Consider the following 17,046-nt stretch of genomic DNA (forward strand, 5'->3'; position numbering starts at 1 on the left):
TCACCTGGTCTGGCTGGCGCGCAGTTCGGCACGCACCGCCGGAGTGAGCACCTGACCGGCGCGATCCACCATCAAAGTCATCTGGTACGCCACCAGCCCCATGTCACAGTCAGGGGCCGCCAGCACCGCCAGACACGAACCATCACTGATCGACATGATCAGCATCAGCCCGCGCTGCATCTCCACGATCGTCTGATTGACCGCACCACCCTCGAACACCCTGGCCGCACCCTGCGTCAAGCTCACCAGTCCCGACGCGATCGCAGCCAGCTGATCAGCCCGGTCAGCCGGAAAACCCGACGAGGCCGCAAGCGGCAACCCGTCGGACGAGACGACCACCGCATGTGCCACACCGGGGACCGTGCTGACGAAGTCGGTGATCAACCAGTCGACTCCGCGCGCCGCGTGGCTCAGGTCGTTCATGCGCCCTCCTCCCTGTCACTGTTGTGGGGTTCACCGTTGTAGGAGCCGCGAGGACCCGGCTGGAACGCCTTGCCCTCGGTGATGTCGTCGCGCGCGGCCCGGAAGCCCTGCTGGAAGCTGGACAACCGGTTCCGCACCCGGTCCGGGGAGACCGACGGCATCGGGCTGACGCCCTTGGGCGAGGCGGCGGTGTCGGCCGAGCCGGGCACCAGGTTGGCCTTGGGCACCCGTTTGGGCAGGCCGGCGGCCGTCGTTCCGTCGCGTACGGGCTCCGCCGCCGCCTCGGCCGCGGTCCAGCCGGCGTCGGCCTTCGTGGAGGTCCAGTTCCCGCCGCCCTCGTTGCGCCCGAACCAGGCCGACTCGACGGCGGCGAAGATCGGCAGGTAGTCGTCGCCTGCGGAGGCGGGCGGCACCGGCGGGATCGGGCCGGTGGCCGCCGGCTCGCCGTCCGGGAGGCCGAGCCGCGGACGCTGGACGCCGTCCTGCTGTTTCCAGTCCGGCTTCCAGGGGGGCGGCGGTTCTGCGGGCGGACGCTTGGGCAGACCGCGTTCGCCGTTCGAGCGCGGCGGCATCCAGACGTCGTGGGTGTCGAAGCCGCCGCTGCCGTTGTGCGGCGAGTCGGACGGCCAGCCGTCGGACGGCCACTGCGGCCAGTTGCCCCCAGCCTCCGGGTTGGACGGGTACGACGGATGCGCGGGCCCCATCTGGTACGTGGGCTGCGGCCAGTCCTGCGCGGCCGGCGGCGCCTGCGGCCAGTCGGCCCCGGGCGCGGGCGGCGCGGGCGGCCAGTCGGCCCCGGTGGAAGAGGGGATCGCGGGCCAGTCGGCCTCGGGCGGAGCCGAGACCGGCGGCCAGTCGGTCGCCGGCGGCGCCGCGTGCGGCCCCACGTACGGCTCGCTCCCCGCCATGCTGTCGGCGGACGCGGCGGGCTGCATGCCGGCGAAGCCGGGCGGCTGCGAGCCGAGCATGTTCTCCGGGACCAGCACCATGGCGGTCAGGCCACCCGAGCTGTGGGGGCGTAACTGCACCCGGATGCCGTGCCGGTGGGCCAGCCTGGCGACCACGAACAGGCCCATCCGGCGCGAGACCGACACGTCCACGCTGGGCGAGTCGGTCAGGCGCTCGTTGGCCTGGACCAGTTCCTCGGGGGTCATCCCGATGCCGGAGTCGGTGATCGACAACATCACGCCGCCGCCGTCGATCCTGCTGCCCGACACCGCGACCCGCGTCTCGCGCGGCGAGAACGACAACGCGTTCTCCACCAGCTCGGCCAGCAGGTGGATGACGTCGTTGACGGCCTGACCGGCGATGGACACGCCGTCGGGCACCTGGAGCACGACACGCTCGTAGCTCTCGACCTCCGAAAGGGAGGCTCGGGCGACGTCCACCATCTTGACCGGCTGGCTCCAGCGACGCGGCGGGTCCTGACCGGCCAGAACCAGCAGGTTCTCACTGTTACGCCGCATGCGGGTCGCCAGATGGTCCAGCTTGAACAGGTTCCCGAGCCGCTGCTCGTCCTGCTCGCCCTGCTCCAGACCGTCGATCAGGGTGATCTGCCGCTCCACCAGCGTCTGACTGCGGCGCGACAGGTTCACGAACATCGCGTTGACGTTCGAGCGCAGCCGCGCCTCCTCACCGGCCAGCCGTACGGCCTCGCGGTGGACCTCGTCGAAGGCGCGGGCCACCTCGCCGATCTCGTCGTGGGTGTCCACCCCGATCGGCGGTACGGGCCCGACCTTGCCGTCACCCGCCTCGCGGAGCTGCTGCACGGTCTCCGGCAGGCGTTTGCCGGCGATGTCGAGGGCCTCGCCGCGCAGCCGGCGCAGCGGCCGGATGAGCGAGCGGGCGATGAAGGTGATGATGATCAGCACCACGATCAGCAGGATCATGATGAGCACGCCGGAGATCAGCGCCGAGCGGTTGGCCCCCTCCTCCAGGGCGCGGGCCCGCAGGATGACCGAGGAGGCCAGCGACTTCTCCACGCTGCGCAGGGCGTCGATCTTGCCGGTGCTGACGTCGAACCAGGTGCCGACGTCCTTGTCCGGCCGTATGCCGATGCTCAGGGGCTTGGCCTCGACGGACTGGGCCATGGCCCGCAGCCGGAACAGGTCGGTCTGGTCGACGTCCCTGCCCACGACGGTGTCGCGGTAGAGCTCAAGCTGGTCGAGGCTGGCGAGGGTGCCGAACAGCGTCTCCTCGCTCTCCTCGCGTGCCTTGGCGTCGGACAGGGCGTCGAGCTCGCCGCTGTCGAAGCTCTTCTTGTCCAGGGCGCTGGCCAGGATGCCGCGCTGCTTGGACGCCTGCTCCTTCGCGCGCGCGATGGCCGCCATGGAGCTGGCGCTGTGGGAGATGTCGTCGTCCACCGCGACCTGACCCACCTGGTCGTGGAACTGCAGGAGGGTGGAGATGATCTGCGAGTACTTCTGGATCATCGGCAGGGGCTGGATCTTGCCCTTGACCGCGGTGTCGCGCAGGGTCTGGATCTCCTCCAGGCGGCGCAACACCGGGCGTACGGAATCGGCGTGGCTGTCGGTGAGGGCGCCGGCCCGCACCTTGGCCTCGTCGATGAGGTTGTCGACCCCGCTGTAGGTGGTGCGGAGCTGGGCCGCGCGACTCTCCGGACGGCCTTGGGCGATGTAGAGAGCGGTCTGGTCGCGCTCGAAGGCCAGTTCGTGCGTGACGGCGCCGAGCTGCTCGCTGAGCTCGGCGACCTCTCTGAGTGTCTGGTAGGTGTTGGCGTCCCTGAGGGAGGTGATCACGTTCAGCCCGCCCAGGCCCACCGCGACGGCCGTGGGGACGACGATCAACGCCACGAGGCGCGACCGTACGTGCCAATTGCCCAATCCGAACCTGTTTGAAGCAGGTTTGGGCAGCCGGCGCTTCTGGTGCCCGTGCGGCTCGCGGTCAGCGGAAGCTTCAGCGCTCTGCGTTCTCACTTGCCTCGCAACCTCTCGCCCCGGAGGGGAATTCTCGAAGACCATGCAGGTAAATGCACGTGGGGCAATATGTACAATCCGAGATGAGGGCCATTGGAGCACAGGTACCGGTCAGGACCAACCACCTATAGTGCCCCCTTGAGGCTTATATCCCTGATTGTCCAAAAATTGTGACAGAATTGGTAGACCGCCGCCTACCTGCACAAACGGGCAGCCCAAATGATTCCGCAAGCCCCCTTCAGCCCGCGGATTGATCCGAGTAGTCCCACCAGTAACAGAGGCCCCGCTCGCCACCCTCTTTCGCAAAACGGACAAAGACATCTCTCGCCTCTATTTACGATAGAGCGACAAACGGACATTGCAACCACAAGAGTCATTTTCTTGATAATGACTAGCAATGTGGTGCTACGGTCGTTTCCTGCTTGTTCGTCAGGCACTCAGCCCCGGGGGCAGACAGCCACCCGGTACCCCCGGCTCTCCACGTCTCGAAGGGAGTCCCTGACATGAGGCTTGGCCGCTCCGCCAAGGCCGCCATCATCGGGTTCGCTGTGACTTTAGGCGCCGTAGCGTGCAGCACCGGCGGCTCAACCACCGCCAGCGCACCACCCTCCGCCTCCGCCAGCGGCGGTGGCGGCGCCTTGGAGAAGACGAAGATCAAGATCGCTACCCTGCCCGCCATCGACAGTGCCGCCATCTACGTCGCCATCGACCAGAAGCTCTTCGAACAGGAAGGGCTCGACGTCACCCCGCAGGTCGTCCAGGCCGCGCCCGAGGCGATCCCCATGATGGTCAACGGCGAGATCGACGCCATGTTCGGCAACTACGTGTCGATGTTCCAGGCGCACGACAAGGGCGCACTCAAGATCCACGTGCTCGCCGAGGGCTCGCGGGCCGCCCCCGACTCGCTCAGCATCATGGCGCTGCCCAACTCCCCCATCAAGACGGCGAAAGACCTCGAAGGCAAGACGATCAACGTCAACGTCCTGCACAACTTCCAGGAGCTCGCGCTCACCCAGGTGCTCAAGGCCAACAACGTCGACCCGGCCACGATCAAGTACGTCCCCGTGACGTTCCAGAACATCATGGCCTCGTGGAAGAACGGCCAGATCGACGCCGCCTACCTGGGCGAGCCGCTGGTCACCGCGGCGACCTCGCAGATGGGCGCCCGCAAGATCCTCGACCCGGCCTCCGGCCCCGCGGCCGAGTTCCCGATCTCCGGGTACATCAGCACGCAGGACTGGTACGAGAAGAACCCGAAGACGGCGGCGGCCTTCCAGCGGGCCATCCACAACGCGGCCAAGCTGATGGAGAACAACCGTGAGGTGGTGGCCAAGGTGCTGCCGAACTTCACGCAGATCGACGCGTCCACGGCGGCGACGGTCACCTTCCCCTACTTCTCCAGCTCCGACAACCCGGTGCGGCTGCAGCGGGTGGCCGACTGGATGTGGGAGGCCAAGTGGCTCACCAAGGAGATCGACGTCAAGACGTTGATGTCGCCGACGACGTCGGGGTGAGCGTCAGCACCACGGGCCTGGCAGCCCGCCGTCCGGCCGGCCCCGCCACGCGGTGGTCGCGCCGGGTGGCGGGGGCGGTGGGCTTCGCCGTCCTCGTCGAGCTGGTGAGCCGGTCGGGGCTGGTGGACGCCGAGGTGCTGCCGCCCGCCACCCGGATCGTCGGGCGCGGCGCGGCGCTGCTCGCCGATCCCGCCTTCCGCGAGCACGCCCTCACCAGCCTGCTCGCCTGGGCTCTCGGGCTGGGCATCGCGGTGCTGGTGGCGGTGCCGCTCGGCCTGCTGCTCGGCAGCGTGCCGGTGATCGACGCCGCCACGCGCTCGGTGGTGGAGTTCCTGCGGCCGATCCCGTCGGTGGCGCTGATCCCGCTGGTCGCCCTCGTGATCGGCACCGGCCTGCAGCTCCGCGTCACCCTCGTGGTCTACGCCGCCATGTGGCCCATCCTCTACAACACCATGTACGGCCTGCGCGGCGTCGACCCCGTGGCCAAGGAGACCCTGCGCTCCTACGGCTTCGGCCCGCCGTCGGTGTTGCTGCGCGTCAGCCTGCCGTCGGCGGCGCCGTTCATCACCACGGGTGTCCGGCTGGCGGCGTCCGTGGCGCTCATCCTGACCGTCAGCACCGAGATCGTGGCCGGGCGCGGGGAGGGCATCGGCGTGTTCATCTTCTTCGCCGGGATCGCGGTCCCGGCCAGGATGACCGACATCCTGGCCGGCGTGTTCTGGGTGGGGATGTTCGGCGTACTGGTCAACGCGCTGCTGGTGGCGGCCGAGCGGCGCGCCTTCCGCTGGCACCACGCCCGGCTCGCGGAGGGGGCGTGACCAGGGCCGGGCGCGGGCCCGCGGCGCGGGACCGCACGCGGGGCGCGGCGTTCCGGGTGGCCGTGCTGGTCGTGCTCCTGCTGGCCTGGGAGGCGGCTACGCGCCTGGCGGGCAGCGCGTTCTTCCCCCCGCCCACGGCGATCGTGGACCGGATGCGGCAGATGTGGTTCTCCGGGCCGCCCGGCAGCCTGTTCCTGACCGGCGAGGCGGTGGACAACATCCTGCCGAGCCTGGGCAGGATGGCCGCCGGGTTCGCGGGCGGGGCGCTGGCCGGAGTGGTGCTCGGGCTGGCGTTCGGGTTGTCGGCGCGGGTCTACGACTACCTGGACGGCGTGCTGCAGTTCCTGCGCGCGATCCCGCCGCCCGCGCTGGTCACGGTGTTCCTGGTGGTGTTCGGCTTCGGGCTGCGGATGCAGCTCGCGTTCATCGTGTTCAGCGTCGTGTGGCCGGTGCTGCTCAACACGGCCGACGGCGCGCGGGCGGTCGATCCGCTGCACCTGGACACCAGCCGGGTGTTCCGGTTGTCCAGGGCCGAGCGCCTGGTGCGGGTCGTCGTGCCGTCGGCGCTGCCCAAGATGTTCGCCGGGCTGCGGCTGGCGTTGTCCCTGTCGCTGATCGTCATGGTCTTCGCCGAGTTGCTGCCGGGGGCCTCGAACGGCATCGGGTTCCAGCTCACCACCGCGTACTCGACGTTCGACCTGCCCGCGATGTGGGCCGGGATCGTGCTGCTCGGCGTGCTCGGTTACCTGCTCAACGAGTTGTTCCTGGTGGCCGAGCGGCGCGTGCTGGCCTGGCACCTCGGCGCGCAGCAGCTCACGGAGCGGTGAACGTGCCCGCGGCCACCGGGCGGCTGCGCGGCGGGTCGTAGGCGGCCGTGTCGATGCCCCAGGACGCGACGGCGAGCGGCATGATCTCCACCCATACGGGCTCGTACCCGGGTTTCAGCCGTTCGCCGCCCTTGGGGTGGACGCGCCCGATCCCCTGGACGAGGACGCCGCGCGGTCCGTCCTCGGTGAAGTCGTCCACGACGAGCGACACCTCGGGGTTGCTCCGGACGTCGCGACGGTACCGCCGGGGACGTACGCCACCGGGCAACATGCGCGAGCCGACCGCGATCATGCCGCGGTCCGGCTGGAGATGGATCCGTACGGGCACGACGTGCGGCGTTCCCCCGGCCGCGGTGGCCAGCCGGGCCAGGTCGTGCTCAAGCAGGTACGCGAACTCGCCGTCGCTGAATCCGTGCATCAGACACCTCACAGCCAGATAGGAACGAGGTTAGTGGGATAAATCTGGTCTTCGGCCGTCATAGGAGGAGAAACTTACTGTCATGTTCCGCGTCAGGAGCACGCGATCGGATCGAGACCACTGGGGGCGACGTGCGGACGATGATCGTGGGCGGCGGGATCGGCGGGCTCACCACCGCGCTCAGCCTGGCGGCGGCCGGGCTGGAGTGCGTGGTGGTGGAGGCCGCCTCCACGCTGAGGCCGCTGGGTGTCGGGATCAACCTGCAACCCCACGCCGTACGGGAACTGACCGAGCTGGGACTGGCCGGCGAGCTGGCCGCGCTGGGCGTGGAGACGAGCTTCATGACCTTCGCCGACCGGCACGGCAACACGATCCTGGCTCTGCCGCGCGGGCGCTCGGCCGGATACCGCTGGCCGCAGTACAGCATCCATCGGGGCGAGTTGCAGATGGCGCTGCTGGCCGCGGTCGAGGAACGGGTGGGCCCGGTCCGTACGGGTGTGCGCCTGGAGGGTTTCGAACAGGACGGCGACCAGGTCCTCGTCCGGCTCCGGCGCGGCGGCGAGCTCCTGGAGGAACGGGTGGACGTGCTGGTCGGCGCGGACGGGGTGCAGTCCTCGTTACGGGCCCTGCTGCATCCGTCCAGCGACCCGCTGCTGTGGGCGGGCATCAGGATGTGGCGCGGGCTGGCCGAGGCCGACCCGATCCTGGACGGCGCCACGGTGCTGGTGGGCGGCTCCAACCTGGCCGGGAAGTTCGTGACGTATCACATCTCGGCCGGAAATCCCCGGCTGGTCAACTGGGTGGCCGAGGTACGGGTGGCCGAGCCGGGCGTCGTCGCGGAGGCCGACTGGTCGCGCGAGGGCCGGCCGGACGAGGTCGCCGCGCACTTCGCGGACTGGCGGTACCGGCCGGTGGACGTGCCGGGACTGCTCGCCGCCTCCGGCCGCATCCTGGAGTACCCGATGGTGGACCGGAACCCGCTGCCCACCTGGGGCGAGGGCCGGGTGACGCTGCTGGGCGACGCCGCGCACCCGATGTACCCGATCGGGTCGAACGGCGGCTCGCAGGCCGTGCTCGACGCGCGGGTGCTGGCCAGGTGCCTGGCGACCTTCGACGACCCGGCGACGGCGCTCAAGGCGTACGAGGAGGAGCGGCGTCCGCCCACGTCGGCGCTGGTGCTGGCCCATCGGGCGCTGCCGATCGAGGACACGATCAGGCTGGTGACCGAACGGGCGCCCGACGGGTTCGCCGACATCGCCGACGTGCTGACGGAGGCCGAGCTGGCCACCATGGCCGGCGCGCAACGACGGATCTCCGACGCCGACGTCCGGGCGCTGAACGAGCGGGAGTCGTGGAGCGTACGCATCCCATGACAGCCGCGAAGCCTCAGGGGTAAGATCCGACACCGTAGAGCCATACCGACATTTCCGGCTCCCTGAGCCGGCCCTCCGCACGCGGTCTCGCCACCTAGGACATCCATGCTCGAGATAGAGAACCTCTCCCACGTGTACGGCGGCGGTGGCCCCAACGCTCACCACGCCATCGAAGGCCTGAACCTGAGCGTCGCCGCGGGCGAACTGCTGTGCATCGTCGGGCCGTCGGGCGCCGGGAAGTCGACCCTGCTGCGCTCCATCGCCGGGCTGATCAGGCCGACGGGCGGCGAGGTCAGGGTGGAGGGCGAGCTCGTCCGCCAGACGCCGGACAACCTGGCGGTGGTCTTCCAGGACTACAGCCGCTCGTTGTTCCCGTGGATGTCGGTGGCCGACAACGTGGCGCTGCCGCTGCGCCGCAGGGGCATGGACAAGCAGAAGCGCCGCGAGGCCGCGCAGGAGGCGCTGGAGTCGGTCGGGCTCCAGGGCGCCGAGAAGAAGTACCCGTTCCAGCTCTCGGGCGGCATGCAGCAGCGGGTGGCCATCGCGCGGGCGCTGGCCTACCGGCCTTCGCTCATGCTCATGGACGAGCCCTTCGGCTCGGTCGACGCCCAGACCCGCGAGGACCTCGAAGACCTCGTGCTGAAGGTGCGCGGGCACCACCAGATGACGATCGTGCTCATCACGCACGACATCGACGAGAGCGTCTACGTCGGCGACCGCGTCGTGGTCCTGTCGAAGGCGCCCGCGCACGTGGTCGGCGATCTCAAGGTCGACCTGCCCGGGCCGCGTGACCAGATCACCACCCGCGAGCACCCCGACTTCGTCCACCTGCGCGCCGAGGTCGGCCGCCTGGTGCGCGGCCACGCCACCGCCGCGGAACCCGCCGTCGAACCCACTTCCGACCCGGACGCCGAACCCGCCGAGGAACCCACTTCCGACCCCGTCGCCTGAGCCCGCCGCCCGGCCTTCTGCGGCCGTCCGGGGCGCGCGCGGATCGATGGGCGCGCGCCCGGGGCGCTCGCGCCTATGCCGGCGTGTGCGAGTGGCGGGTGAGCGCGTGTTCCACCAGCGTGATCAGGGTGGATTTCACCGTGTCGCGCTGGCGTGCGTCCAGGCGGACGATCGGGATGTGGCCGCCGACGGACAGGGCCTCCCGGATCTCGTCCTCGGCGTGGGCGAACTGGCCGTCCCAGCCGTTGATGCCGATCACGAAGGGCAGCTTGGCCTCTTCGAAGTAGTCGATCGCGGGGAAGCTGTCCGCGAGACGGCGCGTGTCCACGAGGACGACGGCGCCGATCGCACCGCGTACCAGGTCGTCCCACATGAACCAGAACCGGTGCTGTCCGGGCGTGCCGAACAGGTACAGAATCAGATCGCGATCCAGCGACACACGCCCGAAGTCCATCGCCACGGTGGTGGTCGTCTTGTTCGGCGTGAGCGAGACGTCGTCGACGTGGGCCGAGGCGTCCGTCATGACCGCTTCCGTGGTGAGCGGCAGGATCTCCGAGACCGCTCCCACGAACGTCGTCTTCCCCACGCCGAAGCCCCCGGCCACGACGATCTTCGTCGAGGTCAGACCGGGGCTAGAGCCTGCGAAGTCCACTGAGCACCCTTTCGAGCAAGTTGAGGTCCGGCTTTCCCGCGTCCAGCGCAGGCTGGTGCACGCGGATCAGGCCCTCCGACGCCATGTCGGCGATCAGCACCCGGACCACACCAAGGGGCTGGCGTAAAAGGGCGGAGATCTCGGCAACCGACCGGACGTTCCGGGTCAGCTGAATGATCGCCTGATACTCCGGACTCAGTAGGGAAATGTCTTGGTATTCCGACGTCACGGAGGACACCAAAGCCTCCATGGCGAACTTCATCCGCGGCGCGGTGCGCCCCCCGGTCACGGCATAGGGCCGTACCAGGGAGCTCGGCTTCTGCGGACGAGGGGCCGCCGGATGCGGCGGAGTGCTATCACCAGCCCAACCCTGACCTGACACCATGATCTCCTGTCACCGCCCGCTAGCGGGGGCGGGCCGCTTGCAGCTCGGCGCGTACGGCCGGGGTGAGCACCTGACCGGCCCGCTCGACCAGCAGCGTCATCTGGTACGCCACGAGGCCCATGTCACAGTCGGGGGCCGCCAGGACGGCCAGACAGGAGCCGTCGCTGATGGACATGATCATCAAGAGCCCGCGCTGCATCTCGATGACGGTCTGGGTCACCATTCCGCCCTCGAAGACCCGCGCGGCACCCTGGGTCAAACTGATCACACCCGAGGCGACCGCGGCGAGCTGGTCGGCCCGGTCCTTGGGGAAACCCTCCGAGAAGGCCAGCGGCAGGCCGTCGGACGACACCACGACGGTGTGCGCGACGCCCGGCACGTTGTTCACGAAGTCGGTGATCAGCCAGCTGATGCCACGCGCTCCCTGGCTCATCTCTCTCATTTGTCCTCCTCATTCTCTTCTCCGCGGGTGAACGCGCGGCCTTGCCGCACTCCCTGCTGGAAGCTGGAGAGCCTGCTGCGCAACCGCTCGGGCGAGATCTGCGGCGCCGGTGAGGTGGGCTGCGGCTCGGCGAGACTGGCCGTACCCGGCACCAGGTTGGCCTTGGGCACGCGCCGCGGCAGACCCGAGGCCGTGGTGCCGGACTGGGCGGGCTGCGCGGCGGCCTGGGCCGCCTGGAAACCGGAGTCGGCGGGCGAGGACCACGACGCGCCGGCGCCGGACTGGCCGGGCTTGCGCTGCGGCAGCCCGGACCGGCCGACCGGCGGCGCCGGCGCGGCGGCGGGCGGCGCGGGCGGCTCGGCGGGCACGGCCGGGTGCACGGCGGTGATCTCGTGCTCGGGCTCGGCGTCCTGCCGGCCGAGCTCCTCGGGGTCGGGCCTGCGGAACCAGTCCGAGCCGACCGACGAGAAGATCGGCAGGAACTCCTCGCTCTGCTCCTCCATGGGCGAGGTGCGCACCACGGGGAGCGGGCCGGTCAGGTCCTGCGAGGAATAGTCGCCGGGGCCGAACGGGCCGTAGGCGCCGGGCTGACCGCTCTGCTCGTACTGGTCGGCGGGCTTGGACTCCTCCGCGCCGAACCCCTGGAGGTCGCCGAACGCCGACCGGTACGGCTCCTCGCCGTACGCCGGGGGGCGCGGCCGGTCGACCGACTCGAACAGGGACCGCCGCGACTGCTCCTCCCCGAAGGCCGACTGGCCGAGCGAGGTGTCGCCGAAGGACGGCGAGCCGAAGGACGACCAGCGGGGCTCCTCCGTGCCGCCCTGCGGCGGCTCGGTGGCGAAGGAGGGCCAGCGGGGCTCGTCGTCCTGGAGGGGCGGCGGCTGCTCTGCGAAGGACGGCCAGCGCTGCTCGCCCCACTGGGCCTGCGGCTGCGGCTCGGGCTGGGCCGCGGGCGGCTCCTCGGCGAAGAACGGCTTGGGCTCCTCGCCGAAGAACGGCTTGGGCTCGTCACCGAAGAACGGCTTCGGGTCCTCGCCGAAGGACGACGGGTTGGGGTCCTCGGCGAACGACGGCCAGCGCGGCTCGTCCTTGGCCGGCTCCTCGGCGAAGGAGCCCCAGCGGGTCTCCTCCTGGGCGGACTCGTCGGCGAAGGACGGCCAGTTGCCGGTGCCCGGCGCGGGCAGCGAGCCCGGCCACTGCGTGTCCATCACCCGGTCCGGCGAGTCCGGCGCGGAGACGTAGGCGCCGCCGCCGTTCTGGCTCGACTGGGCAGGCTGGGCGGGGGCGCCGAACTGGCTCGGGTCGAACGTGGTGAACGCCTCGTACTGGCTGCCGGGCTGCTGCGGCATGCCGGCGCCGCCGCTGATGAGCATGTCGGGCATCATCACCAGCGCGCTCAGGCCGCCGTTCTCCCGCATGCTGAGCTGGACGCGGATGCCGTGGCGCAGCGCCAGGCGGCCGACCACGAACAGGCCCATGCGGCGGGAGACGCCGACGTCCACGACGGGCGGGTTGGCCAGGCGCCAGTTGGCCTCGGAGAGCTCCTCGGGGCTCATGCCGATGCCCAGGTCGTTGATGGAGATCATGACGCCGCCGTCGGCGGCCACGCTGGCGACCTCGACCTTGCTCTCGCGGGGCGAGAAGGAGATCGCGTTCTCGATCAGCTCGGCGAGCAGGTGGACGGCGTCGGTGACGGCCGGGCCGACGATCAGCGTCCCGGACGGGATCTTGATCTGGACCCGCTCGTAGTTCTCGACCTCCGACAGCGAGGCGCGGGCGATGTCGACCAGCGGCACCGGCTCGCTCCACTTGCGCGCGGCCTCCTGGCCGGCGAGGACCAGGAGGTTCTCGCTGTTGCGGCGCATGCGGGTGGCCAGGTGGTCGAGGCGGAAGAGGTTGGCGAGCCGCTGCTCGTCCTCCTCGCCCTGCTCCAGGCCCTCGATGAGCTGGAGCTGCCGTTCGACCAGCGTCTGGCTGCGGCGGGAGAGGTTGACGAACATGGAGTTGACGTTGGCGCGCAGCTTGGCCTCGTCGCCGGCCAGCCGGAGCGCCTCGCGGTGGACCTCGTCGAACGCCCGCGCCACTTCACCGATCTCGTCACGGGTGTTGACGCCGACCGAGGGCACCTCGGGCACCTGCGCGCCCTCACCGGACTCGCGCAGGATGCGGACGGTCTCGGGCAGCCGGGTGGTGGCCACCTGGAGCGCCTCGGCACGCAGCCGGCGCAGCGGGCGGACCAGCGAACCGGCCACGCGGGTGGTGATGATCAGGACGAGCAGCAGCAGGACGAGGATGGTCGCGCCGCTGATGATGGCGTTGCGCTGCTCGGTGTCGCTCAGCTCGCGGGCCCTGGTCACGATCTTGGTGGCCAGGCCGTCCTCGACCTTGCGCATGGCGTTGCCGGCCAGGGTGGTGCTGTCGTACCAGCGGCTCAGGTCACGCGCGGAGGTGACGTCGAGGTCCCTGATCCGGTTGTACTCGCGTACCTGGGCCAGGGCGCGCTGGCGCATGGCGTCGGCGCGGTCGATGTCCGGCCCGCGCATGCCCTTCTGGTACGCCTTCAGGTCCGCCGGGTCGGCCGCCTGCTCGAAGGCGGCCAGTTCGGCCTGCTGGCGGCTCCACGAGCCCAGGAACTCCGACAGGTCGTCGTAGTCCAGCTCACGCTCGATGAGCGCGATCATGAGAATGGCCTGCTGCCTGGAGACCTCTTCCTTGACCCGCTGCAGCGAGCCGAGGGCGGCCACGTCACCCTGGAGGTCGTCGTCGTTCACGCCGTCGCCCAGGTCGCCCTGGATCGCGGAGAAGACGCCGATCATCGTCGTGTACGTGGTGATCGCGGCTCGCGGGGGCACGCCCTCGGCGACCATCGAGGTACGGAGGCTGTCGAGGCCGCTGAGCCAGCGGCGCATGTTCTCCACGCCGTCGCGGATACGGGCCGCGTGCGCGGCGTCGATGGCGTTCGCCGAGGCCAGGACCTTCTTCTTGGCCGCGTCGACGGCCGCGCGCTGGGTCTTGAGCTGGACGAAACGCCCCGCCTTCGACTGGTCGGTGACGTACCACGCGGTGAGCGTGCGCTCCTTGGCCAGCTCGTGGTTGAGCCCGCCGATGCGCTGCACCAGCTCGGCGACCTGGGTCAGCCGGCGGTACTCGGAGCTCGTCCCGATGGCGTTGGCGAGCTGCACGCCCGCGAGGAGCACGCCCACGATGGTGGGGATGAGGATCAGCGCGATCAACCTCGAGCGCACACGCCAGTTCCCCAGCCGGAACCTTCCGCCTGTGTACTCCCCTGACCTCGTGTGCCTGGGGTTTTCCGTCCTCACTGACTCTCGCAACCTCTCGCCGGTACGTGCTCGAAAGAAAATCAGACACGCGTGTGGCGCATGGGATTCTGTCCGGCTGGGTAATTGGAACACAGTCCGTACCAGACGGCCAACCGTACATTTCCCACTAAATGCGCCCAAAGCTAAGCTTTGGGCGACATATCGCCGTACACGTTTTCAGGCAGGCCGGAACGAATCCCGTTCCGCGGGCGCCGCGTGCTTGACCATCAGGTGCCGCGTCACCGAATACTCCTGCACCGCCTCCTGGCTCATGTCCTTGCCGAACCCGCTGCCCTTCACGCCGCCGTGCGGCGCCTCGCTGGCGATCGGCAGGTGATCGTTCACCCAGGTCACACCCACGTCGAGCCGGTGCGCCACGCGCATCGCCCGTGCCACGTCCCGCGACCACACCGACGAGGCCAGCCCGTACGGAGTGTCGTTGGCCAGCCGGACCGCCTCGTCCTCGCCGTCGAACGGGAGCACCACAAGGACCGGTCCGAAAAGTTCACCTTGGACGATCTCGCTCTCCTGTGCGACATCGGTCACAAGCGTGGGCGGGTAGAAGAACCCGGGCCCCTCGACCGGCGCTCCGCCGTGCACGATCCGCCCGCCGGAGCGCGCGACGAAGCCGTGCACGCGCTCGCGGTGGGCGGCCGAGATCAGCGGGCCGATGTCCGTCGCCGGGTCCCAGGGGTCGCCCACGGTGATGCCGGCGAGCGTCTCCCGGATGGCCTCGACGGCGTCGTCGTGGACCTCGCGGGCGACGTACACGCGGGTGGCCGCGGTGCAGTCCTGTCCGGTGTTGTACGTGGCCCCCATGGCCACGCCGCGGGCCGTCTCGGCCAGGTCGGCGTCCTCGAACACCAGCGCCGGCGCCTTGCCGCCGAGTTCGAGGTGCACCCGCTTGAGCGTGGCCGCCGCGCCGCTCATCACCGCCCGGCCGGTGCCGGTCGAGCCGGTGACGCTGACCATGTCCACGCCCGGGTCGGTCACCAGCGCCTGGCCGACCTCGGCGTCGCCGGTGACGGCCTGGACGAGCCCTTCGGGCGCGCCCGCCGCGGCGAACAGCTCGGCCAGGCGCAGCGTCGTACGCGGCGTCTGCGGCGCCGGCTTGATCACCACGGCGTTGCCGGCGGCCACGGCCGGGCCCACCTTCCACACCGCCATGACGAACGGGAAGTTCCACGGCGCGATCGACCCCACCACCCCGACGGGACGGCGCAGCAGCACCGAGGTGTAGCCGGGGCTGAACACCCCGGCGCCCGAGCCCTCCAGGGAGCGGGCGGCCCCGGCGAAGAAGCGCAGGTTGTCGACGGCGAACGGCAGCTCGCCGTCCCTGAACACGGCCGCCGGCTTGCCGGTCTCCTCCACCTCCAGCCTGGTCAGCTCCTCGGCGTCGGCCTCCACCAGGTCGGCGAGGCGCAGCAGCAGCCGCTGCCGCTCGGCGGGGGTGGTCTGCCCCCACTCCTCGAACGCGCCCCGGGCGGTCCGGACGGCCGCCGCCACGTCCGCCACCGGCGTGTCCGGGATCTCGGCGCACGGGAGGCCGGTGGCGGGGTTGATCAGTTCACGCATGGAAGTCCTCGAAATCCCTACTGGCCGAGCTGTTCGATCAGGTCGGCGGCCTTGCGCAGTCCGTCGCGGCGGCGGATCTCCTCGCCCGCGGCGGCCAGCCTGGCGCGCATCTCGGTGTCGCCGAGCAGGCGCTCCACCGCGCCGGTCAGTTCCTCGTCGGTGAAGGTGTAGGTCGAAAGCCTGACACCGTAGCCGAGTTCGTCCACCCGCTGGGCGTTGTCGTACTGGTCCCAGAAGAGCGGCAGCAGGATCATCGGCTTGCCGAAGTGCGCCGCCTCGGTGGTGGTGTTGTTGCCGCCGTGCGTGATGACCAGGTCGCACAGCGGGATGATCTTCGTCTGCGGCAGGAACTCGGCGCCGTACATGTTGTCGGCGAGCTTGATCTCCTCGTGCAGCGGGCCCTTGGAGACGATGTACTGGTGCCGCGTGCCGGCCAGGATGTCGATCACGCGCTGCATGAGCTCCACGTCGGAGGAGCCGAGCGAGCCGAGCGAGAAGTAGACCAGCGAACCGTCGTTGCGCTCGAAGGGCAGCGTGAAGTCCTCGTCGGTCTCGCGCACCGAGGAGTCCAGCCGGTGCCAGGACGGGCCGAGCGGGCGGGCGTCGGTGTAGTCGAGGATCTCGGGGAAGACGTAGAGGTTGAGGTCGCCCTCGTGGATGAAGTCCAGGTCGGGCAGCGGGGCGGTGCCCTGCTCGACGCACCACTCGTTGAAGGCGGTCCAGATCTCGCGGTGGGTGCGGTCGTACTCGGCGCGGAAGGCGTCCCAGCCGGAGCGGTCGTCGGCGGGCAGGCCGGAGAAGACCGGCGCGACGTTCTCGCCGCGCGCCTCCAGCGGGTTGCACGAGACGATGCGGACGAACTTCTTGCCCGCCGTGAGCAGCGCCGGGAACGTGATCACGTTGTCCTCGACGATCACGTCCGGGTTCACGCGCTCGATGATGGCCTTGAGCTGCGGCTCGCAGTACTTGGCGCCGTCGATGAGGGAGTCCCAGATGGGCTTGGTGACGGTGTCGAGCTGCTCCAGCGTGCTCTTGCGGTACTCCGGCGCGGTCTCGCGGATGAAGTCCTTCCAGAACTGGCCGGCGTCCTGCTCCTCGGCGTTCTCGGCCGGCGGGGCGAGGTCGACGAGGTCCTCCTCGAAGCCGAGCGCTTCGAGCTTGCCCTTCCAGGAGGATTCGGCGGCGAAGACGACGCGGTGCCCGCGGCGACGGAGAATGTCGCCGATGCCGATGCTGTTGTTCGTGGGGCCGTACGCGCTCTCTGGCATGAACAGGATGGTGAGGGACATCGTGAACTCCGGGGGAACTCGTCAAATTGAAGAGGAATTCAAATACTCATCTAGCGTGAAGCGCAAGTTAAGTGCACTATGGTCACGGCCGATCTGAATGGTGACCAAACGCACGGGGGGTGG

At 70.0% G+C, this 17,046-nt stretch carries 14 protein-coding genes; 5 read left to right on the forward strand and 9 right to left on the reverse strand.

Annotation, left to right across the window (positions count from 1 at the left end; all coding sequences use genetic code 11):
- Complete coding sequence (locus tag IEZ27_RS21085; protein ID WP_020546542.1) at window positions 1–423, reverse strand: roadblock/LC7 domain-containing protein; 423 nt, start codon at window positions 421–423, stop codon at window positions 1–3.
- On the reverse strand, window positions 420–3,236 hold the full coding sequence (locus IEZ27_RS21090) for a sensor histidine kinase (protein ID WP_189648826.1): 2,817 nt from the start codon (window positions 3,234–3,236) through the stop codon (window positions 420–422). Before IEZ27_RS21090 ends, IEZ27_RS21085 begins: the two co-directional genes overlap by 4 nt.
- Window positions 3,237–3,997: 761 nt before the next feature.
- Here IEZ27_RS21090 and IEZ27_RS21095 point away from each other — a divergent pair.
- The 3 genes from IEZ27_RS21095 to IEZ27_RS21105 are packed head-to-tail and all read left to right on the forward strand — an operon-like array spanning window position 3,998 to window position 6,518.
- A complete protein-coding gene (locus tag IEZ27_RS21095) occupies window positions 3,998–4,873 on the forward strand; it encodes an ABC transporter substrate-binding protein (RefSeq protein ID WP_185844482.1) in 876 nt (291 codons plus the stop codon).
- Window positions 4,870–5,691, forward strand: coding sequence for an ABC transporter permease (locus tag IEZ27_RS21100; protein ID WP_189648827.1), 822 nt, complete (start codon window positions 4,870–4,872; stop codon window positions 5,689–5,691). Before IEZ27_RS21095 ends, IEZ27_RS21100 begins: the two co-directional genes overlap by 4 nt.
- Entirely contained in the window at window positions 5,688–6,518 is an 831-nt protein-coding gene (locus IEZ27_RS21105; RefSeq protein ID WP_229824180.1) for an ABC transporter permease, read from the forward strand. The genes IEZ27_RS21100 and IEZ27_RS21105 overlap by 4 nt, the downstream gene beginning before the upstream one ends.
- Here the strand turns inward: IEZ27_RS21105 and IEZ27_RS21110 are convergent.
- Window positions 6,505–6,936: a PNPOx family protein gene (locus IEZ27_RS21110; RefSeq protein WP_125631392.1), complete on the reverse strand. Its 432-nt coding sequence runs from the start codon at window positions 6,934–6,936 to the stop codon at window positions 6,505–6,507. The two genes, IEZ27_RS21105 and IEZ27_RS21110, sit on opposite strands and share 14 nt — an antisense overlap.
- Window positions 6,937–7,076: 140 nt before the next feature.
- Here IEZ27_RS21110 and IEZ27_RS21115 point away from each other — a divergent pair, with 140 nt between their 5' ends.
- A complete protein-coding gene (locus tag IEZ27_RS21115; RefSeq protein WP_189649065.1) occupies window positions 7,077–8,309 on the forward strand; it encodes a flavin-dependent oxidoreductase in 1,233 nt (410 codons plus the stop codon).
- Window positions 8,310–8,414: 105 nt separating this feature from the next.
- Window positions 8,415–9,260: an ABC transporter ATP-binding protein gene (locus IEZ27_RS21120; RefSeq protein WP_189648828.1), complete on the forward strand. Its 846-nt coding sequence runs from the start codon at window positions 8,415–8,417 to the stop codon at window positions 9,258–9,260.
- Window positions 9,261–9,333: 73 nt separating this feature from the next.
- Here the strand turns inward: IEZ27_RS21120 and IEZ27_RS21125 are convergent, their stop codons facing one another.
- The 6 genes from IEZ27_RS21125 to IEZ27_RS21150 all read right to left on the reverse strand — a co-directional run bounded on the left by IEZ27_RS21125 (window position 9,334) and on the right by IEZ27_RS21150 (window position 16,923).
- A complete protein-coding gene (locus tag IEZ27_RS21125; RefSeq protein ID WP_125632602.1) occupies window positions 9,334–9,885 on the reverse strand; it encodes a GTP-binding protein in 552 nt (183 codons plus the stop codon).
- A 7-nt stretch (window positions 9,886–9,892) separates the two neighbouring features.
- Entirely contained in the window at window positions 9,893–10,297 is a 405-nt protein-coding gene (locus IEZ27_RS21130; protein WP_055507219.1) for a DUF742 domain-containing protein, read from the reverse strand.
- 19 nt (window positions 10,298–10,316) lie between these two features.
- The gene (locus tag IEZ27_RS21135; RefSeq protein ID WP_090935862.1) at window positions 10,317–10,739 is read right to left on the reverse strand and encodes a roadblock/LC7 domain-containing protein; all 423 of its coding nucleotides are present in this window, start codon (window positions 10,737–10,739) and stop codon (window positions 10,317–10,319) included.
- Window positions 10,736–13,984 (reverse strand): sensor histidine kinase, encoded by a 3,249-nt coding sequence (locus IEZ27_RS21140; protein WP_189648829.1) that lies wholly within the window; start codon window positions 13,982–13,984, stop codon window positions 10,736–10,738. Before IEZ27_RS21140 ends, IEZ27_RS21135 begins: the two co-directional genes overlap by 4 nt.
- A gap of 252 nt (window positions 13,985–14,236) precedes the next feature.
- Window positions 14,237–15,634 (reverse strand): aminobutyraldehyde dehydrogenase, encoded by a 1,398-nt coding sequence (locus IEZ27_RS21145; RefSeq protein WP_189648830.1) that lies wholly within the window; start codon window positions 15,632–15,634, stop codon window positions 14,237–14,239.
- Between the two features lie 17 nt (window positions 15,635–15,651).
- A complete protein-coding gene (locus IEZ27_RS21150) occupies window positions 15,652–16,923 on the reverse strand; it encodes a glycosyltransferase (protein ID WP_125631399.1) in 1,272 nt (423 codons plus the stop codon).
- Window positions 16,924–17,046 lie beyond the last annotated feature (123 nt).

Source organism: Nonomuraea spiralis (assembly GCF_014648435.1).
Taxonomy (GTDB): Bacteria; Actinomycetota; Actinomycetes; order Streptosporangiales; family Streptosporangiaceae; genus Nonomuraea; species Nonomuraea spiralis.